Annotated in this window: 25 protein-coding genes and 1 tRNA gene; 17 read left to right on the forward strand and 9 right to left on the reverse strand. The window is 62.7% G+C overall.

Annotated features, from left to right (window positions below; all coding sequences use genetic code 11):
- Positions 1-60 precede the first annotated feature (60 nt).
- Positions 61-954, reverse strand: coding sequence for an ATP-binding protein (locus tag LRX75_RS15365; RefSeq protein WP_231815629.1), 894 nt, complete (start codon positions 952-954; stop codon positions 61-63).
- 244 nt (positions 955-1,198) lie between these two features.
- On the opposite strand from LRX75_RS15365, the gene yajC reads away from it, so the two are divergent.
- From yajC to LRX75_RS15390, 5 genes are all read left to right on the forward strand, one after another.
- Positions 1,199-1,534, forward strand: a complete 336-nt coding sequence (gene yajC / locus LRX75_RS15370) for a preprotein translocase subunit YajC (RefSeq protein ID WP_113152010.1) — start codon at positions 1,199-1,201, stop codon at positions 1,532-1,534.
- A 60-nt stretch (positions 1,535-1,594) separates the two neighbouring features.
- A complete protein-coding gene (secD, locus tag LRX75_RS15375; RefSeq protein WP_231815630.1) occupies positions 1,595-4,123 on the forward strand; it encodes a protein translocase subunit SecD in 2,529 nt (842 codons plus the stop codon).
- Positions 4,123-4,509, forward strand: coding sequence for an Mth938-like domain-containing protein (locus LRX75_RS15380; RefSeq protein ID WP_231815631.1), 387 nt, complete (start codon positions 4,123-4,125; stop codon positions 4,507-4,509). The genes secD and LRX75_RS15380 overlap by 1 nt, the downstream gene beginning before the upstream one ends.
- A 14-nt stretch (positions 4,510-4,523) precedes the next feature.
- The gene (locus LRX75_RS15385) at positions 4,524-5,402 is read left to right on the forward strand and encodes a phytoene/squalene synthase family protein (protein ID WP_231815632.1); all 879 of its coding nucleotides are present in this window, start codon (positions 4,524-4,526) and stop codon (positions 5,400-5,402) included.
- Positions 5,403-5,527: 125 nt separating this feature from the next.
- Positions 5,528-5,938: a hypothetical protein gene (locus tag LRX75_RS15390; RefSeq protein WP_420851212.1), complete on the forward strand. Its 411-nt coding sequence runs from the start codon at positions 5,528-5,530 to the stop codon at positions 5,936-5,938.
- 20 nt (positions 5,939-5,958) lie between these two features.
- On the opposite strand, the gene trmFO is transcribed toward LRX75_RS15390, so the two are convergent.
- The 3 genes from trmFO to LRX75_RS15405 all read right to left on the reverse strand — a co-directional run bounded on the left by trmFO (position 5,959) and on the right by LRX75_RS15405 (position 8,117).
- The gene (trmFO, locus tag LRX75_RS15395; protein WP_231815633.1) at positions 5,959-7,392 is read right to left on the reverse strand and encodes a methylenetetrahydrofolate--tRNA-(uracil(54)-C(5))-methyltransferase (FADH(2)-oxidizing) TrmFO; all 1,434 of its coding nucleotides are present in this window, start codon (positions 7,390-7,392) and stop codon (positions 5,959-5,961) included.
- Between the two features lie 137 nt (positions 7,393-7,529).
- Positions 7,530-7,673: a DUF1127 domain-containing protein gene (locus tag LRX75_RS23420; RefSeq protein WP_082477357.1), complete on the reverse strand. Its 144-nt coding sequence runs from the start codon at positions 7,671-7,673 to the stop codon at positions 7,530-7,532.
- Positions 7,674-7,973: 300 nt separating this feature from the next.
- Entirely contained in the window at positions 7,974-8,117 is a 144-nt protein-coding gene (locus LRX75_RS15405; protein ID WP_092933639.1) for a DUF1127 domain-containing protein, read from the reverse strand.
- 336 nt (positions 8,118-8,453) lie between these two features.
- Here LRX75_RS15405 and LRX75_RS15410 point away from each other — a divergent pair.
- Both LRX75_RS15410 and tig read left to right on the forward strand, forming a co-directional pair.
- Positions 8,454-8,538: transfer RNA gene (locus tag LRX75_RS15410), tRNA-Leu, on the forward strand.
- Positions 8,539-8,690: 152 nt separating this feature from the next.
- Positions 8,691-10,169, forward strand: coding sequence for a trigger factor (gene tig / locus LRX75_RS15415; RefSeq protein WP_231815634.1), 1,479 nt, complete (start codon positions 8,691-8,693; stop codon positions 10,167-10,169).
- Between the two features lie 297 nt (positions 10,170-10,466).
- Here the strand turns inward: tig and sthA are convergent, their stop codons facing one another.
- The 4 genes from sthA to LRX75_RS15435 form a co-directional block, all read right to left on the reverse strand.
- Complete coding sequence (gene sthA, locus LRX75_RS15420; protein WP_113152017.1) at positions 10,467-11,876, reverse strand: Si-specific NAD(P)(+) transhydrogenase; 1,410 nt, start codon at positions 11,874-11,876, stop codon at positions 10,467-10,469.
- 164 nt (positions 11,877-12,040) lie between these two features.
- Complete coding sequence (gene radC, locus LRX75_RS15425; RefSeq protein ID WP_231815635.1) at positions 12,041-12,859, reverse strand: RadC family protein; 819 nt, start codon at positions 12,857-12,859, stop codon at positions 12,041-12,043.
- Entirely contained in the window at positions 12,859-13,689 is an 831-nt protein-coding gene (gene map / locus LRX75_RS15430; protein WP_231815636.1) for a type I methionyl aminopeptidase, read from the reverse strand. The genes radC and map overlap by 1 nt, the downstream gene beginning before the upstream one ends.
- Positions 13,690-13,906: 217 nt before the next feature.
- Complete coding sequence (locus LRX75_RS15435; RefSeq protein WP_231815637.1) at positions 13,907-15,757, reverse strand: PHA/PHB synthase family protein; 1,851 nt, start codon at positions 15,755-15,757, stop codon at positions 13,907-13,909.
- Positions 15,758-15,926: 169 nt separating this feature from the next.
- Here LRX75_RS15435 and LRX75_RS15440 point away from each other — a divergent pair, with 169 nt between their 5' ends.
- From LRX75_RS15440 to LRX75_RS15465, 6 genes are all read left to right on the forward strand, one after another.
- Complete coding sequence (locus LRX75_RS15440) at positions 15,927-16,253, forward strand: SHOCT domain-containing protein (protein ID WP_231815638.1); 327 nt, start codon at positions 15,927-15,929, stop codon at positions 16,251-16,253.
- Positions 16,254-16,559: 306 nt separating this feature from the next.
- Complete coding sequence (locus LRX75_RS15445; RefSeq protein ID WP_062596454.1) at positions 16,560-17,777, forward strand: LL-diaminopimelate aminotransferase; 1,218 nt, start codon at positions 16,560-16,562, stop codon at positions 17,775-17,777.
- A gap of 87 nt (positions 17,778-17,864) precedes the next feature.
- The gene (locus tag LRX75_RS15450; protein WP_231815639.1) at positions 17,865-19,190 is read left to right on the forward strand and encodes a homoserine dehydrogenase; all 1,326 of its coding nucleotides are present in this window, start codon (positions 17,865-17,867) and stop codon (positions 19,188-19,190) included.
- A gap of 63 nt (positions 19,191-19,253) precedes the next feature.
- Positions 19,254-21,056, forward strand: a complete 1,803-nt coding sequence (gene recJ, locus LRX75_RS15455) for a single-stranded-DNA-specific exonuclease RecJ (protein WP_231815640.1) — start codon at positions 19,254-19,256, stop codon at positions 21,054-21,056.
- Positions 21,057-21,563: 507 nt separating this feature from the next.
- Positions 21,564-22,556: a hypothetical protein gene (locus tag LRX75_RS15460; RefSeq protein ID WP_231815641.1), complete on the forward strand. Its 993-nt coding sequence runs from the start codon at positions 21,564-21,566 to the stop codon at positions 22,554-22,556.
- A 69-nt stretch (positions 22,557-22,625) separates the two neighbouring features.
- Positions 22,626-23,318 carry a hypothetical protein gene (locus LRX75_RS15465; protein ID WP_231815642.1) on the forward strand — a complete coding sequence of 231 codons (693 nt, stop codon included), beginning with the start codon at positions 22,626-22,628 and terminating at the stop codon, positions 23,316-23,318.
- Positions 23,319-23,365: 47 nt separating this feature from the next.
- On the opposite strand, the gene LRX75_RS15470 is transcribed toward LRX75_RS15465, so the two are convergent.
- On the reverse strand, positions 23,366-23,572 hold the full coding sequence (locus LRX75_RS15470) for a hypothetical protein (protein ID WP_231815643.1): 207 nt from the start codon (positions 23,570-23,572) through the stop codon (positions 23,366-23,368).
- Between the two features lie 182 nt (positions 23,573-23,754).
- Between LRX75_RS15470 and LRX75_RS15475 the strand changes: the two genes are divergently transcribed.
- From LRX75_RS15475 to LRX75_RS23425, 4 genes are read left to right on the forward strand one after another with little or no spacing between them, the layout of a single operon-like run.
- Complete coding sequence (locus LRX75_RS15475) at positions 23,755-25,014, forward strand: phage portal protein (RefSeq protein ID WP_231815644.1); 1,260 nt, start codon at positions 23,755-23,757, stop codon at positions 25,012-25,014.
- The gene (locus tag LRX75_RS15480) at positions 25,007-25,360 is read left to right on the forward strand and encodes a gene transfer agent family protein (protein WP_231815645.1); all 354 of its coding nucleotides are present in this window, start codon (positions 25,007-25,009) and stop codon (positions 25,358-25,360) included. The genes LRX75_RS15475 and LRX75_RS15480 overlap by 8 nt, the downstream gene beginning before the upstream one ends.
- The gene (locus LRX75_RS15485; RefSeq protein ID WP_231815646.1) at positions 25,357-25,725 is read left to right on the forward strand and encodes an HK97 family phage prohead protease; all 369 of its coding nucleotides are present in this window, start codon (positions 25,357-25,359) and stop codon (positions 25,723-25,725) included. The genes LRX75_RS15480 and LRX75_RS15485 overlap by 4 nt, the downstream gene beginning before the upstream one ends.
- The gene (locus tag LRX75_RS23425) at positions 25,674-25,922 is read left to right on the forward strand and encodes an HK97 family phage prohead protease (RefSeq protein ID WP_420851210.1); all 249 of its coding nucleotides are present in this window, start codon (positions 25,674-25,676) and stop codon (positions 25,920-25,922) included. Before LRX75_RS15485 ends, LRX75_RS23425 begins: the two co-directional genes overlap by 52 nt.
- Position 25,923: the final 1 nt, after the last annotated feature.

The raw sequence follows: 25,923 nt of genomic DNA on the forward strand, positions 1-25,923 counted from the left end.
ATCGTCCCGATCAGCGGATCCCCGGCATGCCGGGGATTTTGCGTATGAGACGCCCGCTGCCTATTGCGTTTGCGAATTCGTGTCGGTGTCGGCAATCCGCGTGCGCGTCCGTCCCGCGAGATCCTGGATGAACTGCCACGCGACACGACCGGACCGTCCCCCGCGCGTCGTGCTCCATTCCAGCGCCTGCGCATGCAGCGCCTCCGACGAGATCGCGATGGCGAAGTGCTGCGCGTACGCGTCGATCATCGCGAGATAGTCCTCTTGGCTGCACTTGTAGAAGCCGAGCCACAGGCCGAATCGATCCGACAGCGAGACCTTCTCCTCCACCGCCTCCGACGGGTTGATCGCCGTCGAGCGCTCGTTTTCCATCATGTCGCGGGGCAGGAGGTGGCGGCGGTTCGAGGTCGCGTAGAGCAGCACATTGCCCGGACGCCCTTCGATGCCGCCGTCGAGCACGGCCTTCAGCGATTTGTACGAGGTATCGTCATGATCGAACGACAGGTCGTCGCAGAAGACGACGACGGGAACGGATGCCGTCTTCAGGATCTCCATGAGCTGCGGCAGGGTGGCGATATCCTCGCGATGGACCTCGACCAGCTTGAGCGCAACGCCCGTTCGACGAAGAACGGCGGCGTGCACGGATTTGACCAGCGACGACTTGCCCATGCCGCGCGCGCCCCAGAGAAGCACGTTGTTGGCGGGAAAGCCTTCGGCGAAGCGCAGCGTGTTGTCGAGAAGGATGTCGCGCACATGATCGACGCTCTGGATCAGGGAGAGGTCGATCCGGTTCGGCCGCGCAACGGGTTGCAGATGGGCCCGTGCCGGCGCCCAGACGAAACATTCGGCCGCGCCCAGATCGTTGATCGCAGGAGCGGGACCTGCAATGCGCTCCAGCGCCGCCGACAGTCGGCGAACCTCGTCCATCAGCCGTTCGAGTGTCGCTTCGCTCATGTCGGTCTCCTCCGGTCCGCTGTGCCTTGAGGTGCGCTTGCACCTGATCCGGCTGCGCTAACACGCGTCTTGATCTGGGGAAAGGTCATCCGGCGGCTGAAAAGTCCTTCTGCGTCGGGATAAACTATGCGAGAGGCAGGGTTCGGCGCGTTGCAATCGCAGCGGCCATTCTTATAGTGCGGCCATTCCGCGAAAGGGCGTTCCGCCCATCCGGCCGCAATTGTTGTTATTTGAGGAGTGATCGATGTTCATTACGGAAGCTTTCGCGCAGACGCCAGGTGCAACCGGCGCCGGCGGCGCGGACATTCTCATGTCCATCCTGCCGTTCCTGCTGATCTTCGTCGTGATGTACTTCCTGATCATCCGTCCGCAGCGCACGGCGCTGAAGCGTCGCGAGGAGCTCTTGAAGAACATTCGTCGCGGCGACCAGGTCGTCACCGGCGGCGGCATTGTCGGCAAGGTCACCAAGGTCATCGACGACGGTGAACTCGAAGTGGAAATTGCTGACGGCATCAAGATTCGTGTGGTACGCAGTGGTGTGACCGAAGTCCGCGTCAAGGGCGAGCCCGTCAAGGAATAACGGGCCGCCTGCGGCAAAGACGACGATCCGATCGATCCACTGCGAAGCGCCGGGAGCGTCATGCCGCAAACCTCACGCTGGGGAACTGTCCTCGTCTGGCTCGTCGTTCTCGCGAGCCTCGTCGTGGCCCTGCCGAACGTGCTGCCACGTTCGCTTCTCGATAGCCTGCCGGACTGGGTTCCAGCCCGCCAGGTCGCGCTGGGGCTCGATCTGTCCGGCGGCTCGCGGATCGTGCTCAAGGTGGAGCGCGACGATGTGGCCCGCACCCGGCTGCAGGCCGCAACGGACGCCGTGGCGGCGCAACTGCGCAATGCCAATCTCGCTTATACCGATCTGTCGGGGACCGGCGAGGACATCACTTTCTCCCTTCAGGATACGGCCCGGGAAGCGACCCTGCCGCAGGTGCTGGCGCCGCTGACCGGCGTGGTCGATCGCGGTCGCGGTGGCAAGGCCGTCAGCGAGCTGCGTTTCCTCGGGACCACCGACGGCCAGTCGCGGGTCGCCCTGACGCCCGAAGGCATCGATGCGCGTCTCGCCGACGCGGTTGCCGACAGCATCGGCGTTCTCGAGCGGCGCCTCGTGGAGCTCGGCGTGGCTGCCCCGCGGCTGGGCCGCCAGGGCGCCGACCGCATCGTCGTGCAGGTTCCCGGACTGTATGATTCCGAACAGCTGAAGACCGTTCTGGGGCAGGGCGGCGCGTTCTCCTTCCGCATTGTCGATATGTCCACGACCGTCGAGCAGGCCGTGACCGGCTCGCCGCCGGCAGGCTCCGAGGTTCTCTATTCGGCGGAAGATCCGCCGGTCGCCACGCTCGTTCGCCGCCAGCCGGCGGTGACGACCGCCGATATCGCCGACGCCACGGCCACGACGGATACGCAGAATGACGCACCGGTGGTCGATCTCGTCTTTACCGAGGATGGTGCACGCCGCTTTGCCGAAGCGACCAAGGCGGTTGCCGGCACCACCATGGCCGTCGTTCTCGATGGCTCGGTGATCGCCACCCCTCTCATTCGTGAGGCCGTGACGGACGGACGCATGCGGTTGGTCGCCGACATGACGCCCGAGGGCGCACAGGATCTCGCGCTCGTCCTGCGCGCCGGCGCCCTGCCGGCCTCGATCTCCGTTGCCGAGGAGCGCACCATCGGCGCCGGCCGCGGATCGGACAGCATCGAGTCCATGCTCGTCGCCGGCGCCGTCGGCACCGTCATCATCATCGCCTTCATGGTCGGCTTCTACGGACGCTTCGGCGTGGTCGCGAGCATCGCGGTCGTCCTCAACGTGGTGATGATCGTCGCGGTCCTGACCGCAACCGGCCTGCCGCTCACGCTTCCAGGCCTCGCCGGGATCGTGTTGACGATCGGCATGGCGGTGGATTCCAACGTGCTGATCTTCGAGCGATTTCGCGAGGAGGCGGCCGCTGGCCGCGATTTCCGCCAGGCGATCCAGCTCGGTTTCGCGCGCGCTTTCGGCGCGATCGTGGATGCCAATATCACGACGCTGATCGCCGCAATCATCCTTCTTTATCTCGGCAGCGGCGCCATTCGCGGCTTCGCCGTGACGCTCGCCATCGGCATCGTCACCACGCTCTTCACCGCCTTCACGCTCACCCGCGTGATGCTGGAGGCATGGCAGCGTCGGCGCCCGCGCAAGCGTCTGCCGCGCGGCATCAAGACCGCGATGTTCGATCATCTCTCGTTCCGCTTCATGGCCGCGCGCCGCTACGTCTTCTCGGTCACGGCCGCACTGTCGATCCTGACCGTCGTGCTGTTCGGCCTGTTCGGCATCAATCTCGGGATCGATTTCTCGGGCGGTTCCGTCATCGAGGTCCAGGCCCGCGAGGGCAACGCCAATATCGGCGATATCCGCGCACGGCTCGACCAGCTCAATCTGGGTGACATCTCGGTCGAGCCTTATGGTTCTCCGCGCGATGCCGTTATCCGCGTGCAGTCGCGCGATGGCGGGGAGAATGCCGAGCAGACCGCGGTGATCCTTATCCGCGACGAACTGGACAGCGCCTACGAGCTTCGCCGCGTCGAGGTCGTTGGCCCCACCGTCTCGGAGACCCTGACCCGCTCCGCCTCGATCGGCGTCGCCATCTCCCTGCTCGGCATCCTGCTCTATATCTGGGCACGATATGAATGGCAGTTCGCCGCCGGTGCCATCGTTGCCACTCTGCACGATGTCATTCTGACGATCGGGCTCTTCGTCGTCACCGGCATGGAGTTCAATCTCACCAGCGTGGCGGCGCTGTTGACCATCGTCGGCTATTCGCTGAACGACACCGTCATCGTCTATGACCGCATCCGCGAGAATCTCAATCGCTTCCCGCGCATGCCCCTGCCGATCCTGATCGACACCGCCATCAACCAGACGCTCTCGCGCACCGTGCTGACGGGTGCGACGACGCTTCTGGCACTCGCGGCGCTGAGTCTCTTCGGCAGCGATACGATCCGGCCTTTCGCCGTCGTGCTGATGTTCGGGGTGGCCGTGGCGACCTTCTCCTCCATCTATGTCGCCGGGCCGGTGCTGATCCTCTTCCGGCTGAAGCGTGCCCGCGCCCGGGCACGCGACATGCAGGGAGCAGCCTGATGCGCCGACCGATCGAAGTTCGCAACGCCCATTTTCCCGGTCGCGCGCCGATCGATGCCTACGGCAATGGCGGTTTTCGCTTCGCCGGCATGTCGCATCGCGGGTCGCTCCTCCTGCTCCCCTCGGGGATTTACGGCTGGGAGAAAGAAGAAGGCGAACCTCTGACGGCAGCCGATTTCGATCGCGTGATCGCCGAGGCCGGCGACATAGAGGTCATTCTTGTCGGGACCGGCGCCAATATCCGCCCGCTCTCCGGCGATCTCAAGACGGCCTTTCGCAGCCGCTCCATATCCTCCGACCCGATGAGCACCGGCGCTGCGGTTCGCACCTACAATATCATGCTGGCCGAAGAGCGCAGCGTCGCTGCCGCTCTCATCGCCGTGTGACGCGAACGAGTCCCATGTCCGATAGCGCAACGCCCGACACCATCCCCGGCCCGCAGGATTTCTCCGCGAGCCTTGCCGCACTCCGCGAGAGCGATCGCGACCGTTACCTCGCCTGCCTGCTGGCACCACCGGAAAAACAGGGGCCGCTCGCCGCGCTCTATGCCTTCCATGCCGAGATCGCCCGTATCCGCGATGTCGTGCGCGATCCGCTTCCGGGCGAAATCCGCCTGCAATGGTGGCGCGACGCGCTGGAGGACACGACCGGCGCCAAGGCGGACGGCAATCCGCTCGCCGAAGCCCTGCTGCACACCATCCGCGATGCGCATCTGCCGATCGGCGTGCTGCTCGACATGATCGACGCCCGCGTCTTCGATCTTTACGACGACCCGATGGAAAGCCGGAGCGCGCTGGAAGGCTATGCCGGCGAAACCGCCTCTGCCCTGATCCAGCTCGCCTGTCTCATCCTCGACCCGCAAGCCGCGCGCGGCTCGGCCGATGCGGCAGGCCATGCCGGCGTCGCGCAGACGATTGCCGGTCTCCTCATGCTCGCGCCCATCCACCGCCAGCGCGGGCAGGTCTATTTCCCGGCCGACCTTCTGACCGCCACCGGGCTCGACCGCACATCCTTCCTGAAAGGAGAGGATCGTCCGGCCGTCACACGGGCTGTGCAGGCTTTGACCGGGCTCGGGCGGGAACACCTTGGTAAAGCACGGGTGGCGTCGCAGTCCATCTCGCGTCAGAACCGGCCGGCCTTTGCGACCCTGGCGCTGGCAGACAAGGTTTTCGCGCGCGCAGAGACGGCGGGCGCGGATATTTTCGACCATTCCATCGTTCCACCGCAATGGCGGCGGCAATGGTGGATGTGGCGAGCAGCCCGAAGCGGTCGCTGGTAGCGCGGGACATTCGCGCAAGCCACGCGCGCTACAGATATCTTTGCGCAGGTTGCGGGAGAGTGCCTGCACGTGAGACGAGAAGCCGATGCGCGTTGATCGCGGCCTCAGAATGGAAAGACGCGATGATATCCTGGTTTGCCATCGTCGCATCGCTGTTCGCGGCGGCTTATATCTACCAGCGCATGAAGCGGCAGGAGGCCGAGGATCTGTCGGTTCCGGACGAGGGGCAGGCCATCCTCGATTTCGGCCGTGCGTTTCCCGATGAAGCGATCCGCGCCATCCACCCGACGGCGGATGGCCATGCCTTCTTCGTCCGGCTGCATGACGGCAAGGCAGGCATCGTGCTGTCGCAGGGGCGGCACTATCTCTGCCATCTGATCGTCCCCGGCAAGGTTCGGATCACCCATTCCGCGAGCGGCCGCGGCCTTGCCCTGTCGTTCAACGATACGGCGATTTTCGATGGAACCTACGAGTTCGCCAATGCCGAGACGGCCGCCGAGGTCTCGCTCTGGATCCTCGGCAGCTTCAGTTCCTGAACCCGACAGACAGGCTGGGGTCAGGCCGACCGAAGCAGTCCGTTGCTGTCGCCGAGCCAGGCGGCGCAGTCCGCAAGCGCCCTGCTTGCGACAAGGTTCTTCTTAACGATCGCTTTGTCCTTGCCGCGAAAGCGCTTCACGCCTTCCGGCTTGACGATGGCGCCGGGATCGAGCGGCGGAAACAGGCCGAAATTGACGTTCATCGGCTGGAAGGAGCGCTTGCCGGGTTCCTCGTCCGAAACGATATGCCCGCCCGTGATGTGACCGAGAAGCGCGCCGAACGCGGTCGTCGGTGGCGGGAGATGCAGCGCCTCTCCTTTGCGCTCGGCTGCCGCGAACCGGCCGGCGAGAAGCCCGATGCTGGCACTCTCCACATAGCCTTCGCAACCGGTGATCTGTCCGGCAAAACGCAGACCCGGACGGGATTTGAGCGTCAGGGAGTGATCGAGCAGGATCGGCGAATTCAGGTAGGTGTTGCGGTGCAGACCGCCGAGGCGGGCGAACTCCGCCCGCTCCAGGCCGGGGATCATGCGGATGATGTCAGCCTGTGCGCCGTATTTCAGCTTCGTCTGGAAGCCGACCATATTGTAGAGCGTGCCGAGCGCATTGTCCTGACGGAGCTGCACGACCGCATAGGCCTTGACGGTCGGATTGTGCGCATTGGTGAGACCCATCGGCTTCATCGGGCCATGGCGCAGCGTTTCACGGCCGCGTTCCGCCATCACCTCGATCGGCAGGCAGCCGTCGAAATAGGGCGTGCCCTCCCATTCCTTGAAGCCGATCCGGTCGCCCGCGATCAGCGCATCGACGAACGCATTGTATTGCGCCTCGTCCATGGGGCAGTTGATGTAATCCTTGCCCGTGCCGCCGGGGCCGACCTTGTCGTAGCGCGACTGGAACCAGCAGACATCCATGTCGATCGTCTCGGTATGGATGATCGGCGCAATGGCGTCGAAAAAGGCAAGCGCGTCGGCGCCGGTCTGTGCCTGGATGGCTTCGGCAAGGGCCGGTGCCGTGAGGGGCCCCGTGGCGATGATGGCGAGATCCCAGGCCTCAGGCGGCAGTGCGGACACCTCCTCGCGCGTCAGCTCGATCAGGGGATGCTCGCCGATGGCCTTCGTGACGGCCGCCGAGAAACCATCCCGGTCCACGGCGAGCGCACCGCCTGCCGGTACCTGATTTCGGTCGGCGCACGCCATGATCAGCGAGCCAGCAAGCCGCATCTCGGCATGCAGCACGCCGACGGCATTGCTGGTCGCGTCGTCGGAGCGGAAGGAGTTTGAGCAGACCAGCTCGGCAAGGTGATCCGTCTTGTGCGCCTCGGTTTCGCGCACGCCGCGCATCTCGTGCAGGATGACGGGAATACCGGATTGGGCGATCTGCCAGGCGGCTTCGCTGCCGGCAAGGCCGCCGCCGATGACATGGATAGGGGAATAGGAGCTGTGCTTCGTCATGGCGCGTTCATAGAACAAAACGGCGCGGCCCGGAAGGGCAGGCGCATGCGGGCAGGGCGCCCGATGCTTGCGTCCGCCACAAACGAAAGCGGCGCCCCGAAGAGCGCCGCTGGCCTGCAGTCTCGTCGATCCGCCGATTAACGGTAGGAGCGCGAGGCGATGTTGCGAATGTCGAAACGCGTGATGCCGATGTCCGACAGGGCATGGTTCGACAGGTTGCCGAGTTCGGCAACGGTGCGGCGGTAGTTGATCCAGCTCTTGGCAATGCGAATGGGGTTCATGGTCTTATCCTTCGGTATCAGGGGGAGAGGCCGTCGTTCGAGCCATCTCGTTGACGCTGCTTATACGCCCGTGATTTGGAAAGATGGAGTGCAAAGACTATGCATCTGCCATGCATTTGTGCAGATGCCTGCACATTTTGCACGCATCCGATCTGTCTGACCAATTTTGTAGCGAGCCACTGACAGAAGGTCGGGCAGTTCGGAATGGCGGCGTCGAAACACCGGATCGCGCACAGAAAAACGCCCTCCGGCGGAGCCGAAGGGCGTTCACGTTTCCAGTGCCTTGCAGGCAGATCGTTCTTAACGAACGGCCTTGCGCGCGACGCTGAGGATTTCGCTGCGGCCGATGCCGAGGTCGTTCAGTTCGCGATCGCTCATGCGGCCGAGTTCCGAAACGGTCTGACGATACTTGCGCCATGTGGAGAAAGAGCGGGTGATGTTCATGTCCGGTTTCCTTTTGGAAGTGCCGGCATATCGCACCGGCGCGTTGTCATGATGCTGATATAGCCAATCAAATCGATTAGAGGCAGGGGGTTTGCTGCATCGCACCCATGCGGCCTGCGCAAACCTCGGCGATGCGCGCGGACTTGAGGGAGCAGGAGAGCCGGGAAAGACGGCGGTGACGTCGCTAGGCGCGATCGCCGGAAAAACCGCATTTTCCCTTTGATCCCCAGGGAACGGGTGTTATAGAGACGCCGCGCTCGGGAGGCCTGGACCCGGTTGCGGCAGGAACAGTGTATCTCCCGCCCATCTGTCGAGACCAGGCAGCCGCTTCTGAACGCGGGTATGGTGAAATTGGTAGACACGCCAGATTTAGGTTCTGGTGCCGTAAGGCGTGGGAGTTCAAGTCTCTCTACCCGCACCAGATAGACGAATGGGTCGGTATAGACCCGGCGGCAGCGCTGTTTTGCTTGCAAAACGGCGTTCGATTTGCGTAAAGCCACTCCCGGCACCCGGATCGGCTCGCCTGAAGCATTCAACGGCAGAGCCCTGTCAACGTGAAATGAAGGTTGGAACATGCAGGTTATCGAAACGCTCGCGGATGGGCTGAAGCGCGAACTCAAGGTCGTCATCCCGGCAAAGGACATGCAGGCGCGCATGAATGAGCGCCTCGCCGATGCCAAGGACAAGGTCAAGATCAACGGCTTCCGTCCGGGCAAGGTACCGGTTGCACATCTCAAGAAGATGTACGGCAAGTCGATCATGGCCGAACTCGTCAACGAGCTGGTCCGCGACAAGCCCACCGAGATCCTGTCGGAGCGCGGCGAAAAGTCTGCGACCCAGCCGGAAGTGGCGATGACCGAGGACGAGGCGGAAGCCGAGAAGATCCTGAGCGCCGAAGCCGATTTCGAATTCACGCTCGCCTATGAAGTCATCCCGGCCATCGAGCTGAAGGATGCCAGCGGCATCAAGATCACGCGCGAAGTGGTCGATATCGCCGAAGACGAAGTCACCGAGCAGATCATGCGCATCGCCGAAAGCGCGCGCACCTTCGAAGACAAGACCGGTGCAGCCGAGAATGGCGATCGCGTCACGATCGACTATCTCGGCAAGGTCGATGGCGAAGCCTTCGACGGCGGCAAGGACGAAGACGCGGAGCTGGTTCTCGGCTCCAACCGTTTCATCCCCGGCTTCGAAGAACAGCTGGTCGGCGCCTCCACCGGCGACGAAAAGACGATCACCGTCACGTTCCCGGCCGAATATCCGGCAGCGAATCTCGCTGGCAAGGAAGCCACCTTCGACATCAAGGTCAAGTCGGTTGCCGCCCCCGGCGCTGTCGAGATCAATGACGAACTGGCCACCAAGCTTGGCGTCGAATCGGCCGACAAGCTGAAGGAAATCGTTCGCGGCCAGATCGAGAGCCAGTACGGTTCGATGACGCGCCAGAAGGTCAAGCGTCAGATGCTCGACCAGCTGGACGAAATGTACCAGTTCGACACGCCGCAGCGCCTCGTCGATGCCGAGTTCGACAACATCTGGCGCCAGATTAACACCGACCTGGAACAGGCCGGCAAGACCTTCGCCGATGAGGAAACCACGGAAGAAGAAGCCCGCGTCGAGTACCGCAAGCTTGCGGAACGCCGCGTTCGTCTCGGCCTGGTTCTCTCGGAAATCGGCGAAAAGGCCGGCGTCACGGTCACCGACGAAGAAATGCAGCGGTCGCTGTTCGATCAGCTTCGCCAGTTCCCCGGCCAGGAAAAGCAGATCATCGACTACTTCCAGAAGACCCCGGGTGCCGCCGCTTCGCTGCGCGCGCCGATCTTCGAAGAAAAGGTCGTCGATCATCTCCTGTCGGAAGTCAGCGTGACCGACAAGACGGTCAGCAAGGAAGAGCTGATGGCTGACGACGAGGACGGCAACGACAAGCCGGCCAAGACCTCTGCCAAGAAGAAGTCGGCCGCCAAGGCCGAAGCTGCCGAAGGCGAGGAAACCGCCGCACCGAAGAAGAAGGCCGCTTCCAAGAAGAAGGCCACAGACGACAGCGCCGCCGAGTAATCGCCGCGCAGTCTGAATATAGAAAACCCCGCCGGTTTCGCCGGCGGGGTTTTTCGTTTGGGGTGTTGACGCGCTTGCTAGCAACGCTCAAATGCGGCTGCCGCTCACCCTGGCCCTCTCCCCGTAGGCACGGAGAGGGACATGGTCGCGCTTTCGGTTTCTTTCCGAGATCACGCTGGCGGGACAGGCGGTGAACGCCCACGTGAAGTCCCTTCGCCCCGCGTGCGGGGAGAAGGTCGCGGCAGCGGGATGAGGGGCTCTTCGCTCTTCGTCCGTGGTCAGCGCTTCAACGCCGTCTCAATGCGCCGTACCCTTCAGGTCGCCCATGCGGTTCCAGGCGTCGAGGCCGGCGATCTTGTAGGCTTCGGCAAGCGTCGGGTAGTTGAAGGTGTTCTCGACGAAATACTCGACGGTGCCCTTCAGGTTGAGGACGGCCTGGCCGATATGGACGAGTTCGGTCGCACCTTCGCCGACGATGTGGATTCCGAGAAGGCGGCGGGTCTTGAGCGAAAAGATCAGTTTCAGGAGGCCCGAATCGAGGCCCATGATGTGCCCGCGCGAGGTCTCGCGGAAACGCGCGATGCCGCATTCGTACGGAATGCCGCGCGTTTTTACCTCTTCCTCGGTCAGGCCGCAGGTCGAGATTTCGGGCACGGCGTAGATGCCGTACGGGAAGAATTTCGGCGGCTCCTTGGCGATGGCGCCGACGGCCACGCGCGCCGCGATGCGACCCTGTTCCATGGAGGTCGAGGCAAGGCTCGGAAAGCCGATGACATCGCCGGCGGCGTAGATGTTGGGGACGGCGGTCTGGAACGTCTCGGGATTGACGCTGAGTCGTCCGCGCGTGTCGGCCTGCAGGCCGGCGGCTGCAAGGTTGAGCGATTCGGTGGCCCCCATGCGTCCGGCTGCAAACAGCACCATCTCGCAGAGGATGACCCGACCGCTGTCGAGCGTGATCTGGCATTTGCCGTCCGGCAGGCGTTCCACCTTGTCGGCCTTCTGGCCGAGATGCAGCTTCATGTTGCGGTCGCGCAGCTGATAGGTGAAATCCTCGACGATTTCCTTGTCGATGAAATCGAGCATGGTCGATTTCGGGTCGATGATCGTCACGGCCGTATCGAGCGCGCTGAAGATCGTCGCATATTCGATGCCGATGACGCCAGCGCCGATGACGGCCATGGAGCGGGGCAGCTCGTCGATATCGAGCAGTTCGTCGCTGTCCAGCACCGTCTTACCGTCGAAGGGAATGTAGTCGGGGCGGAAGGGCTTCGTGCCGACCGCCAGGAGGATGCTCGTCCCCGTGATCTGCATGACCTCGCCATCTTCCTTGACGACCTGCATGGTCGTCGGATCGACGAAGCTCGCGCGCCCCCGGATATGCTGGACGCGATTGCGGGCGAACTGGTGCTCCAGAACCTCGACCTCGTGGTCGAGCGTGATGATCAGGCGGCGGCGCAGGTCCTCCGCGCTGATCTGTTCCTTGACCCGGTAGGCGCGCCCGTAGAAGCCGCGTTCGCGCCAGCCCGAGAGGTTCAGCGCCGTCTCGCGCATCGTCTTGGACGGTATGGTGCCGGTATGCACGGAAACGCCGCCGACGCGTTTGCCCTGCTCGATCACCACCACCTTCTTGCCGAGCTTGGCGGCCTGGATGGCGGCGCGACGGCCGGCGGGGCCGCTGCCGACGACGATGAGGTCATACTGCATCATGGAATGTTTCCGATAGGAGGATGAATCGTTGTGCGTTGCGGCAAATGTCGCGCGTCAATGCCCTATAGGTCAATCATGGAGACTGTGTGAACGACGCAAAATGGCGAGAAACCGACAGGGCGGCAAGCCTTGCGCGAGCTTGGGACCGGTGCGCCGGACGACCTCTAGATCAGCCGCAGCCCGCGGAGGCTCGCATGACCGTCGCGGCCGATGATGATGTGGTCGTGGACGGAGACGCCCAGCGGCTTTGCGGTGTCGATGATGGTCTTCGTCATGTCGATATCCGCCCGCGACGGCGTCGGGTCGCCGGAAGGGTGATTGTGCACGAGGATGACGGCGGTGGCCGATAGCTCCAGCGCACGCTTGACGACCTCGCGCGGATAGACGGGGGTGTGGTCGATCGTTCCGGTCTGCTGCACCTCGTCGGCGATCAGGGCATTGCGCTTGTCGAGGAACAGGATTCGGAACTGCTCGCGTGTCTCGCTGGCCATGGCGGCATGGCAGTACTCGATCACCTGCGACCAAGACGAGAGCACTTTCTTGCCCCGCAACTCGCTCTTCAGCATGCGATGGGCGATGGTCGATACGAGCTTCAGGTCCAGCGCGACGGCCTCGCCGATGCCCTTGACCTCCTGCAGCAGGGCCGGGGGTGCGCCGAGAACGCCGGACAGCGTGCCGAACCGGTCGAGCAGCGCCTTGGCGATCGGCTTGGTATCGCGGCGCGGGATCAGGCGGAACAACAGGAGTTCGAGGAGTTCGTAATCGGCCAGTGCCGTGTCGCCATTGTCCCGGTAGCGGCTTCTCAACCTGTCGCGATGACCGTGGTAATGCGCCTCGTCGGCATCTTTCAAAGCCGGCTTCGGCGCAAACCGCCGCTCACCCGACGCAGCCGTGCGGCGTGCCGGCTGATCGGCGAAGAATCCGCGTTCGTCCGCTGGCTCCGGCGCGTCGGCGTCGAAATCGAAGGGAGGTTTTGCGCCCATCACGCGTCCGGCAGGCCGGGACGGTCGAGACCGGCCGGAGAGAGCGTGAAGACCTCGCAGCCATCGGCGGTGACGCCGACGGCATGCTCATACTGGGCCGACAGCGACCGGTCGCGCGTCACCGCCGTCCAGCCGTCGGCCAGCACCTTCACATGCGGCCGGCCGAGATTGATCATCGGCTCGATCGTGAAGATCATGCCTTCGCGCATTTCTGGCCCGTCGCTGGCACGGCCGTAATGCAGAATGTTCGGCGCATCGTGAAAGAGGCGGCCGACGCCGTGGCCGCAGAAGTCGCGCACGACCGAACAGCGTTCGGCCTCGGCGAAGGTCTGGATCGCCTCGCCGATCGCGCCGATGCGCGCGCCGGGCTTCACCGCGGCGATGCCGCGCATCAAGCATTCATGCGTCACCTCGAGCAGCCGCTGTGCCGCGCGCTTGATCTCGCCGACCGGATACATCCGGCTCGAATCACCGTGCCAGCCGTCCACCACATAGGTGACATCGATGTTGACGATATCGCCTTCGCGCAGCGGCTTGTCATTGGGAATGCCGTGGCAGACCACATGGTTGATGGAGGTGCAGGACGACTTGGTATAGCCGCGGTAGTTGAGCGTGGCGGGCAGAACGCCGTTTTTCATGCCGAAGTCGAAGACGAACCGGTCGATCGCATCCGTGGTGACGCCCGGCTTGACGATATCGACCAGCGCGTCGAGACACCGCGCAGTGATGCGGCAGGCGCGTCGCATGCCCTCGAAGTCCTCCGCCGTGTGCAGCCGGATGACCCCGGTGTTTCGCGTGGGCGCGGCCGCCGCTTCGATGTAGTTGACCATGGCCGAACCTCTTCTGCTTGCCTGTCCTGCGTCGTCTGCCGTCTGTGGGGGAACCGCAGGGACGCTGTCACGACCCTTGGCCACACCTTTCGGACCGTCTTTCCGCTTATGCTAAAGGCAAGGACGGGTGTCGGCAATGAAGGCGAGAGCAAAACCACAGCCCAAACCGTCGAAGTTCCGGAAATACTTGCCTCGCCAGCAGGCGCCGCCCCTTGGTTCAGGCGCGAACCCTGACAAAGGAGCCTGGCGCTTCCTCGATCGAGTTCATCGAGCCGCCCGTCCGCCGGGCAGGAACCCGCTCGCCGTCGAGAGATGCCACCCAGTCATGCCAGTTCGGCCACCAAGAGCCCGACGTTTCCCTGGCGCTCGCGATCCAGTCCTCCAGTTCGCCGACCGGCGGACCGCCTGTCCAGAACTGGTACTTTCGCTTGTCGGGCGGATTGACCACGCCGGCGATATGGCCGGAGCCGGAGAGAACATAGGTGACCTCGCCGCCGAAGGCGCTGCTGCCGAGAAAGACGGACTTCGCCGGCGCGATATGATCTTCCCGTGTCGCGAGGTTGTAGATGGGGATGGTCACATCCTTCAGCGACAGCGTCTTGCCCGCCAGCACCATCTCGCCGCGGCTGAGCCTGTTTTCGAGGTAGCAGTTGCGCAGGTAGAACGAGTGGTTTGCGGCCGGCATCCGGGTCGAATCGGCGTTCCAGTAGAGAAGGTCGAAGGCCGAGGGCTCGACGCCCTTCAGGTAGTTGTTGACGACATAGGGCCAGATCAGCTCGGACGCGCGCAGCATGTTGAACGCGAGCGCCATGCTCGACCCTTCGAGATAGCCTTTCTCGCTCATGCGCTTTTCAATCTGCGCGATCTGGTCCTCATCGACGAAGACCTTGAGGTCGCCCGCATGGGTGAAATCGACCTGCGTCGTGAAGAGGGTCGCGGACCGGATGCGCCGGTCGCCCTCCTGCGCATGCAGCGCGAGCGTTGCCGAGAGCAGCGTGCCGCCGACGCAATAGCCCACCGCATTGACCTCGTCTTCCCCCGTCGCCTGCTTCACTGTGTCGAGCGCGAAGCCGATGCCCTCGCGCGCATAGGATTCCCAGTCCTTGGCCGCGTGCCGCTCGTCGGGGTTCACCCAGGAGATGACAAAGACCGTGTGGCCTTGGTCCACGGCCCATTTGATGAAGGACTTCTGCGGGTTGAGGTCGAGAACGTAGAACTTGTTGATCCAGGGCGGGCAGATGAGGAGAGGGCGCTTCAGCACCGTTTCCGTCGTGGCATCGTACTGGATGACCTGACAGACCTCGCTTTGCGCCAGCACCTTGCCCGGCGTCAGCGCGATGTTCTCACCGATCGCAAACTTGCTCGTGTCGCTCTGGCGCAGGCGCAGATCGCCCTTGCCGGAGAGAATGTCCTCGGCCAGCATCCGCATGCCGTTGACGAGATTGGCACCATTGGCGGCGACGGTCTCGCGGTAGAGCTGGGGATTGGTGGCGATGAAGTTGGATGGGGAGAGGGCTTCCGTGACCTGGCGCACATAGAAGGCGGCCTTGTGGCGCGTGTGCGCGTCCAGTCCTTCCGTCCGCGTCACCATCGTCTCCGCCCAGTCGGAAAGCACGAGATAGGCCTGACGCAGCATGTCGAAGAAGGGGTTCGCGACCCAGTCCGGATCGGAAAAGCGCTTGTCGGCCACGGGCGCGGCTGCGGGTGTCTCGCCGACAGATGCATCGAGGCCGCTGACCTTCTGCAGGCTGCGCGTCCACATGCCCATTATGCTGGTCATCAGATGCGTCTGTGCCTCGAACGACCGGCGCGGATCCGACATCCAGTATTCGGAAACCTTGGAGAGGGTCTTTACGAGATCCGTCATCGGATCAGCGATCGTATCGACCTTCTCGCCGCTTTCCCGCGGCGCAAGCCAGGCGGACGCCGCTTTGCCGACATGCTCCAGCGAGCGCGCAAGGTTGACGGTCAGGGCTTCGGGATCCTTGATCACATAGGCTTCGATGGCTTTCGGATCTAAGCCCGGAAAAGCGCTAGAGCCGTTGCCGGTCGTCTTGTCGTCTCCCACCAGATCCTCCCGCCATATCTCTTTGTTTTGGCTTTTTACATTTCGCCCGAATATCACTACAAGTGCCAGCACATGTTGCCATGCGGGGCGGGGATGCGCCACGCAAATCGGCAACCGCCGGACGATCTGGGTGTAGAGGGATACCATGAAATTGCTGTCGGGAACTTCGATGCTGCGCACTGCGACGATCGGCGCGCTCTGCGCCGCCGCCGTCGGCTGCACGACCCCGCAGGCCGATCGTACGCCGGCCTATACTTCCACCATGGTGCGCCCGGTGCCGACGAATGTCTATCCGCGCATCGAAGGCAAGCTTTCCGCCGCGGCGCCGCAGATGACGAACGAAGAGGCCGCGAGCGTCTCGACGCGGCTGAGCGCGTTGTCGGCCCGCCGCGCCTCCGGCGCGATCTCCGAGGCGGAATACCGCCGTCGGCTGGCGGAACTGAACGCGCTCGCCGAACATCACGGCGCGGACACGCTCAACGAGATCCGCAATTAAGGCTTGCCTTTCGAGGCGTTTGGACGCAAAGCCAGAACGTCGACCAAGGGGTGGATCACGCCTTTTCCATGAGGCGTTTCCGGTCGTGCTGCAGCGTTCCAGGCCGTCGAGAACGTCCGGCGATGTTTGCAGATCTCTTCCTGTTGCAGTGTTTCCGGTGCTAGAGGCCAGTTTCGGAAAGGGTGCGACGGGCATACTGCAGGAGAACGCGTCATCATTTTGCCGAGACGCTGTTCGAATTACATCAAAGAGAACGCCCTCACGCGCATCCGGCCGGATGCAGGCGTTCTGGACAAGGTCAGAGAGATGGAAGAGTTTCATAAAGTCCGGCGTCTGCCGCCCTACGTCTTCGAACAGGTCAATCGCCTGAAGGCTAGCGCGCGAGCGGGCGGCGCCGACATTATCGACCTCGGCATGGGCAATCCCGACCTTCCCACACCCCAGGCCATCGTCGACAAGCTCTGCGAGGTCGTGCGCGATCCGCGCACCCATCGCTATTCCTCGTCCAAGGGCATTCCCGGTCTCCGCCGGGCACAGGCCGCCTACTACGCACGCCGTTTCGGCGTGAAGCTCAATCCCGACACGCAGGTTGTGGCCACGCTCGGTTCCAAGGAAGGCTTTGCCAACATGGCGCAGGCCATCACGGCGCCCGGCGATGTCGTGCTGTGCCCGAACCCGACCTACCCGATCCACGCCTTCGGCTTCCTCATGACCGGCGGTGTCATCCGCTCCATCTCCGTGGAGCCCGACGATACGTTCTTCCCGCCGCTGGAACGGGCGATCAAGCATTCGATCCCCAAGCCGATCGCGCTGATCATCAACTATCCGTCCAACCCGACGGCGCATGTGGCGACGCTCGATTTCTACAAGGAAGTCGTCGCCTTCGCCAAGCGCAACGACATCGTCATCCTGTCGGACCTCGCCTATTCCGAGATCTATTTCGGTGACACGCCGCCGCCGTCCGTTCTGGAAGTCCCCGGAGCGATGGATTGCACCGTCGAATTCACCTCGATGTCGAAGACCTTCTCCATGCCCGGCTGGCGCATCGGCTTCGCCGTCGGCAACGAGCGCCTGATCTCGGCGCTGACGCGCGTGAAGTCCTATCTCGACTACGGCGCGTTCACGCCGATCCAGGTCGCGGCCACGCATGCCCTCAACGGTGACGGCTCCGACATCGCGGAAGTGCGCGCCGTCTACAAGCGCCGTCGCGATGTGCTGGTCGAAAGCTTCGGCAAGGCCGGCTTCGAGGTGCCGCCCCCGGAAGCGACGATGTTTGCCTGGGCCAAGATCCCGGAGAAATTTCGTCATCTCGGCTCGCTCGAATTCTCCAAGCTGCTGGTCGAGAAGGCCGACATCGCGGTCGCCCCCGGCATCGGCTTCGGCGAGCAGGGCGACGACTATGTCCGCATCGCGCTGGTCGAGAACGAGCACCGCATCCGCCAGGCGGCACGGAATCTGAAGAAGTTTCTGTCCACCGCCGACGACACGCTGCACAACGTGATTTCGCTCAACGCCCGCCGCTAGGCCCTTCCAGGGTCCGCGAAAGACCAAAGACACATCCTCCCGCCGCAGCGTCGGCGGGACATTTTTCAGACAGTTAGGATCATGAGTATGGCAGACGCGCTGAGAATCGGCATTGCGGGCTTGGGCACCGTGGGCGCCTCTCTGGTCCGCATTCTCACCGAACGCCGCGAAACGTTGGCCACGACCTGCGGCCGGCCGATCAAGGTTGTTGCCGTGACCGCGCGCGATCGCGCCAAGGATCGCGGTATCGCGCTTGCCGATGACATCTGGTTTGCCGATGCGGGAACGCTGGCGGCGCAGGCAGAGATGGACGTGTTCGTCGAGCTCATGGGCGGTGCGGGCGATCCGGCCTATTCTGCGGTGAAGACCGCGCTGGCCCGCGGTATCCATGTCGTCACCGCCAACAAGGCATTGCTGGCGGCCCACGGCATCGAGCTCGCAGGCATTGCCGAAGAGCATGGCGCTCTGCTGAACTACGAGGCGGCGGTCGCCGGCGGCATTCCCGTCATCAAGGCGCTGCGCGAATCGATGACCGGCAACACCATCGCCCGCGTCTACGGCATCATGAACGGTACCTGCAATTACATCCTGACCAAGATGGAAAAGGAAGGCCTCAGCTTCGAGGCGTGCCTGAAGGAAGCCCAGCGCCTCGGCTATGCCGAGGCCGACCCTGCCTTCGATATCGAGGGCAACGACACGGCGCACAAGCTGTCGATCCTCACGAGTCTTGCCTTCGGCACCGCGATTGCGGCGGACGATATCTACCTCGAAGGCATCACCAATATCTCGATCGAGGACATCCAGGCGGCCTCCGATCTCGGCTACCGGATCAAGCTCCTCGGCGTCGCCCAGCGCACTGACAGCGGCGGCATCGAGCAGCGGGTGCACCCGACCATGGTGCCGTTCGATTCCGTCATCGCCCAGGTCGACGGCGTCACCAATGCGGTCGCGATCGAATCGGATATCCTCGGCGAGCTTCTGATGGTAGGCCCCGGTGCCGGGGGCAATGCGACGGCCTCCGCCGTGCTCGGCGACATCGCCGATATCGCCAAGAGCCGTCCCGGCGCCCAGCACGTTCCGGCCTTCGGCCGCCCGGTCGCGGCGCTCATCCCTTACACCCGCGCGCAGATCCAGAGCCATGAAGGCGGCTATTTCATCCGGCTCAAGGTCATCGACCGCGCCGGCGTCTTCGCCAGCGTCGCCTCCCGCATGGCGGAAAACGGTATCTCGCTCGAATCGATCATGCAGCATTCCAAGCACACACAGGAAACCGGCAAGCCGCAGACGATCATTCTCGTCACGCACGCGACGGCCGAGCACTCGGTTCGCGATGCCGTGGCGGCAATCAAGGGCGAGGGCTATCTCGTCGGCGAACCGCAGGTTATCCGCATCGAGCGTCCGAAGGATTACTGAGATCGGCTCTGCCTCGTCCGAACTGTCGGTCACGCGGCCCTTGTCCGACGGGAAGGCGCACGTATGAGCGAGCTTCCGGACCCGGTTCCGCGGGCCTTTCTCGGCGTCGAAACGTCGGTCACGGGCCAGAGATGGGCGTCGCGGCTGGACCAGGCGGGCCAAAACCGGGCTCTGGCGATCAGCCAGGTCCACGGTCTTCCCGATCTGATCGCTCGCGTCCTTGCCGGCCGTGGTGTTCAGCAGGAAGACGCCATCGCGTTCCTCGATCCCACCATCCGCAGCCTGATGCCGGACCCCGACACGCTGACCGATTGCCGGAAAGCCGCGGTCCGCATCGCCGATGCGATCGCGCGGCAGGAACGTGTCGCCATCTTTGGCGACTACGATGTCGATGGCGCGGCCTCATCCGCCATCCTCTATCGCCTGCTCACCCACTTCGGCGTCACGGCGGAAATCTACATTCCGGACCGCATCTTCGAGGGTTACGGCCCGAACCCGGGTGCGATCGACAAGCTGATCGACAACGGCGCCGGCTTGATCGTGACCGTGGATTGCGGCTCGACCAGCCACGAATCGCTGCAGCGCGCGCGGACGCGCGGCATCGACGTCGTCGTCATCGATCACCATCAGGTCTCGGGCGAACTGCCGCCGGCTGTCGCGCTGGTCAATCCCAATCGAGAGGACGATCTGTCAGGTCAGGGGCATCTCTGCGCGGCCGGCGTCGTCATGCTGGTACTGGTCAATCTGCTGCGCGTCCTGCGCGAGCGGGGCGACCTGCGGGCCGGCAGCTTCGATCTCCTGTCCCATCTCGATATCGTGGCGCTGGCGACCGTATGTGATGTGGTGCCGCTGAAGGGCCTGAACCGGGCCTATGTCGTCAAGGGGCTGATCGCTGCGCGCCACATGAAGAACCCCGGCCTTGCCGCGCTCTTCCGCAAGGCGGGCCTCAGCGGCCCGGTCACGCCGTACCATTTCGGGTTTCTCGTGGGACCGCGCATCAATGCCGGCGGTCGCATCGGCGATGCCGCACTCGGCAGCCGTCTGCTGACGCTGGACGACAGCAACGAGGCCGACGCGATCGCCGCGCGCCTCGACGAGCTGAACCGCGAACGTCAGGCGATCGAGCAGGTGATGCTGATGGAGGCTCAGGCCGAGGTACTGGCGGAATATGGCAATGGCGACGGCGCCGCCGTGATCGTCACGGCACGGGAGAACTGGCATCCCGGCATCGTCGGCCTGCTTGCGGCCCGTCTCAAGGAAAGCTTCCGCCGCCCGGCCTTTGCCATCTCCTTCGATCTCAATGGCCGGGGAACCGGATCGGGCCGCTCGATCGCCGGTTTCGACATCGGCAAGGTCGTTCGCGCGGCCGTCGAGGAGGGGCTTCTCGTCAAGGGCGGCGGCCACGCCATGGCGGCCGGCCTGACCGTCGAACGCGCCAATCTCGGGCGCCTGCGTCATTTCCTCGAGGAGCGCGCCGCCCGCACCGTCCATGATCTGGTGGCCGCCGAGACGGTCAAGATCGACGGCGCTTTGGCAGCCTCCGGCGCGACCATCGAACTGATCGACCGGCTGGAGCAGGCGGGCCCTTACGGCTCCGGCCATCCGCAGCCGATCTTCGCCATCCCCGCCCACAGGATCCGCGACGTGCGCCAGATCGGAACGGACCATGTCAAGGTGACGCTTGAGGGGCAGGACGGCGCGCGACTCGACGCCATCGCCTTCCGCGCCTTCCAGACGCCGCTCGGCGACTTTCTTCTCGCGTCGCGGGGAATAACCATGCATCTCGCCGGAAGCCTCTCGGCCGATATCTGGCAGGGGACGCGCCGCGTCCAACTGCGCATCCTCGATGCGGCCCGCGCCGTATAGGCGGACGGCAGACGGTTCGACGATCGTATGGAATAATAATCGTGGCACTATCGACCCGACGTCACGGCAGGCCGCGTGAGCGCATGTCGAAAGGCCATGAGACCGGGTCTCTACCCTTTGCAGGGCGAAATTCACGTCGAATGTTCAGGTGAGGGGAGCCAGGTGGTACGCCCTAGGGGTGACGCACTATGCAGCGATTTCAATGGGTTATCTTGGCTAACGGACCATAACCCCGGCATTGATACCAAAAAGAAATCTATAGGATTGGCTAACCGCCGATACTTCCGGCCCGGCTAGGCCTGGAGCAAACTGCGGTCCACCACCGCTTCCCATTAGCCAAAACCCGTGCCTAACGTCAAACGGAAAAGGCCCCCGACGCGGGAAACGTCGAAGGCCTTAGGGAGAACAGTCGAGGGGCAAACCTACTGCAAGGATCACCCTATCGATTGTTCACAAATCTCGCAAGGCCTCAGGGCCGGAATGGAGCAAACTGTGAACAATAGTCCTATGCTTAAGCTCAAATTTTCTCAGCCTACGCGACATGAGAAAATCGCCAAGAAAACCCCCGAAAGCGCTGTAGCACAGGCGTTTGCGCACCTCCCCCAGAAGGCAAATGTCACGCTCGTAAGTAACCCGGAAATGTCGTGTCACGCTGCTAAGAAAATCCCGAAGGGTGCATCGCCCTCGGTGGCGGAGGATTGCGCAACCTTGTCCAAGATGGCGCTCCGAGAGCGCTACCAGGGCGAGGCCAACAGCCACCGCAACATGCTATCTCGACAGAAGGCGAAGGGCGCTGTCGTCCATCCTGACTTCATGGACTTTGCATCCTTCCTTCGGATCGTTGGTCCTATGCCCGCGAAAGGCGCTACGCTTGATCGCATCCAGAACGCTGACCCCGAATATGCACCGGGGAAAGTCCGTTGGGCTGACAAGCGCACACAGAACAACAACAAGGGCGATACGCTCGTATTCAACTACTCCCGCACGGGAGACACTTACACGTCGTCTCGCATAGCCAAGCTGCAGAAGGTGTCGGCCTCGACCATCCGTAAGCGGGCAGAACGGGGATGGACGGATGATGAGATCATCGAAGGCAAACGTGCATCGTCTAAGCCGGTTGCCGGTGCTGTAACCCCTATGAAGGTTTCCCCCGAAATCCATCCAGTGCAATTTGTTGCAAATATCTCGACCTCGGCAGCGGAGATCGCCTTTCAGCGGGAGGCTGCACGGTTTCAGGCGCACCGTGAAATGTACGATGGGGAGGAGGCGGTCATGGCTCCCTACGAGGACGTGATAGCCTTTGATGAACGTCTCCGAGATCTTCCGCTGGAGAAGTACGAGCGCCGCTTCGCAAAGTTCTGGCCGTCCTATCGCCCGCACGTCATCTTTGACGCCATCGCGGAAAGCCAGAGGCAGATCGTCTCTCGGATCGATCCCGAATACTACGAGGCTTGGAAACAGTCGAAGGCCATCAAGGCCGAAGTCGTATCCAAGCTTTAGTTGTCCTCAAGCGGTACGAGCACGCCCCTTGACGGACCTAGGTCATGCACTGACAGTGACAGGAAGGATATGGGGGATGCCGTGGATTTTCGAAAACAGTGGGACCAATGGGGCTGGCTTTTGCCGGCCCTTGTTATCGTCGTTGTATTTTTCCGCCTTCTATACGGCAGAGAGGCGTTTTGCGGATCTGCCAGCGAACAGTGTTTCCGAGAATGGGTTTCCGCGCTCGGCGGATGGGCTGCGGTTATCGCAGCTATCCCGACCGTCTACTTTTTATCGAAGCAAATCCAATCGACTGCCGACCATGCGCGTGTCAACTTTCGTGTAAATGTCCGTAGCAACGTAAATCTAGCAGAAGCAGCAATTCAGTCTTCGATTGAAATACGATTTCAAATCAAAGAGATGAGGGGGAAGTTCGACCACGCTAGTATGCCGAGAACTACGCAGATATCGGTTACGAAGAGCGTGTTGGTGATGATTGCGGAGGCTATACGAAGGCCTGTTTTCAGCGAATTTGAAGCGAAAATTGGTTTACCCGATAAGATCACAATCACAACCTTAACAATATACTTTGACGGACAAGTAACCGCACTCGAAAGGATGATGGAGGTGGCGGACTTATTTCCGGTCGAACAATTCGAAGCTGAGCTGCACGGGAGCAAACGCGCTATCGATTACGCGGAAAACTATGCGCAGTCGATATCGGAAAAAGCCAGCGCATACGTTGCAGATATTGAGAGGCTTGGATCTTTGATCCGTTAGTCCTTCATCGTAGAATGGGGGAGCCGAAGCCCCCCGGATCTTTATGATTAATCCTGCACCGGCTCTTCGATGGGGGCAACGTCGATAGACAGCATTGACGCCGCCATTTCCGTCCAGGCACCCGTGAAAGGATCTCGCCCGGCATTCGTTTCCTCGTTGATGTGGCGCACGGGGTCCACACCCTCCGGCAGTTCGATCTCGACATGGCCCTGGAACGTGACAATCTTCCGCTGGCTAACACTGTATCTCGGCATGTTGGGTATTCCTTCTTTCGGAGTTGAACCCTTCCGGCCTTGTCCAGATCCCCCATACTGTAAAGCCCAAAAAATCAACGCGGAACATGCGGTGTACCAGTAGAAGCGTGTGCCAATAATACTTGCTGCACCCAATCGAGTTGTGTGAAATATGGATTGCCAGGCGATAACAGGACTTGGCGATGTTTGGTTTCGGACGGAAGACAGCTTCGGCTGTGCAAGAAGTTGCAATGGCGAGCGCCGGAGAGACACGCTCCCTTGCAGAACCGACCATTTTCGACTTTGAAATCTTCGGCGCGTCTGCCTCCCTGGCAGGTGTAAGCGTTACCCCGGCCACCGCAGCCCGCGTCCCGGCCGTAGCAGCCGGCGTCCGCGCTCTCTCCGAAGCTGTCGGCATCCTCCCCCTTCATGCGTTCCGCCGCACCGAGACCGGCCGCGAACGGGACAACACCCTTCCGGCATTTCGTCTCCTCAATGGCGATGCCAACCCCTGGACGCGTGGTGCGCAGCTTCGCGAACTCCTGACATCCGATGCCATTTACTACGGCTCGGGTTACGCCCTGATCTTGCGGGACAGCGCTGGCGCGCCGGTGGAGCTTCACCGCATTCACCCGACCGCTGTCTCTGTCGAGATCGACGCTCGCACCTCCGAGCCCCGCTATCGCCTCACAGAGGGCGGTGGACAGCGTTATATCCCCTACGCCGATATCCTGCACCTCCGGGCCCCGTCTTCGATCTCCACGGACTCCGTGACCGGCCGGAGCCCGCTCCTCGAAGCCAAGAACGCCGTGGGCTTGCTGATCACGTTGCAGGAACATGCCTGCCGTCTCTTCGCGAACGGAGGCCGTCCCTCTGGCATTCTCAGCTTTCCCCAGAAGCTCGGTGCAGAGGTTGCGAAACGCATCAAGGCGTCCTGGCAGGCAGCGACGGGCGGCGGCAACACCTCTTCGACTGCCGTGATTGAGGAAGGCGGCTCGTTCATTCCTCTTTCCTTCACCAGCGTGGACGCACAGTTCATGGAGATCTGGGCGCTCGCGATCACAGAGGTCGCGCGCCTCCTTCGCGTCCCTCCCGTCCTCCTCATGGATTACAGCCGGCAGACCTGGGCGAACGCCGAAACAGGTGGCCAGCAGTTCCTGACCTATTCCCTGGCACCCTGGCTTGCCCGTTGGGAAGCCGAAGTGACCCTGAAGCTGATTGCCCCGGAAGACCGTGAAAACGTGTTTGTCGAGCACCTTCCTGACCAGCTTCTCCGCAGCGATTTCGCCACCCGCGCCACCGCTTATGGCCAGTATCGCAGCATGGGCGTGATGACCGCAAATGAGGTCAGATCGGGATTAAACCTCCCCCCGCTGGCAACCGGCAACGAGCTTTCCAATCCCTACACCTCGACCACCAAGCCGGAGCCGACAGCGCTGGAGGAGACCAAGACCGATGAGTGAAGCCCTGAAAATCTATTTCGGGGATGGCGATCACGCATTCGTCCTGACCCCGGAACTCGTGGTCGAGCTTGAACGACAGGCCGGCGTCGGCATTGGCCTTCTCTCCAAGCGGTTTTTCTCCGGTGACTTCGCATACTCGGAAGTCATTGAGATCATTCGACTTTCTCTGATCGGTGGCGGCATGGACCCGAAGGAAGCAGCGGCCATGATCAAGGCCTACACCCCCGCAATGCCCGTCTCCAAGCTGTACGCGCTCGCGCTGTCACCAGTTCAGAGCCTGATGTTTGGGGAAGCTGATTTGCAAGATCTTGCAAAAACCACCCCGCGCCGGAGGAAGTCCAAATGAGAACCCGTTTCCCTTTTGAGGTCCGCAGCGCCGCCGCTGGCGATGTCCTCGACATGCTCGAAGTCCGTTTTGCGGCTCCGGGCGAAGACGGCACCATCGAAGGCACCGCTGTCCGCTTCGATACGCTGGATAGTTACCGCACCACCTTCGACAAGCGGGCCTTTGCCTGGGATGGCAAGAGCCTCCCGCTTCTATGGTCGCACGATCCGAGCGCCGTTGTCGGCTCCGTCCGCACCGTGCGCGTCGAGAACGATGGCCTGAAGATCATCGGCAAGCTCAATCTCGAAGTGCAGCGTGCACGCGAAGTCGCGCCATGCTCCTGGCTGGCGACATCTCCGGCCTTTCCATCGGCTTCTCTCGCGTGAAGGACGAAAGCCGTGCCAACGGCGTCCGACACATCACAGAAGCCCGTCTCCGCGAAGTGAGCTTTGTCGCCATGCCGAGCGTCCCCGGCTCCGGCGTCACCTCCGTCCGCATCTCCAACCCCGAAACAGGCCGTGAAAGCGCAGCGGCCTTTGTATCCGCCTGCCGCCTCGCCGCGCTCTCTCTGAAAAGGAACTGAT

The sequence above is a fragment of the Rhizobium quercicola genome (genome assembly GCF_021168455.1).
Lineage (GTDB): Bacteria > Pseudomonadota > Alphaproteobacteria > Rhizobiales > Rhizobiaceae > Ferranicluibacter > Ferranicluibacter quercicola.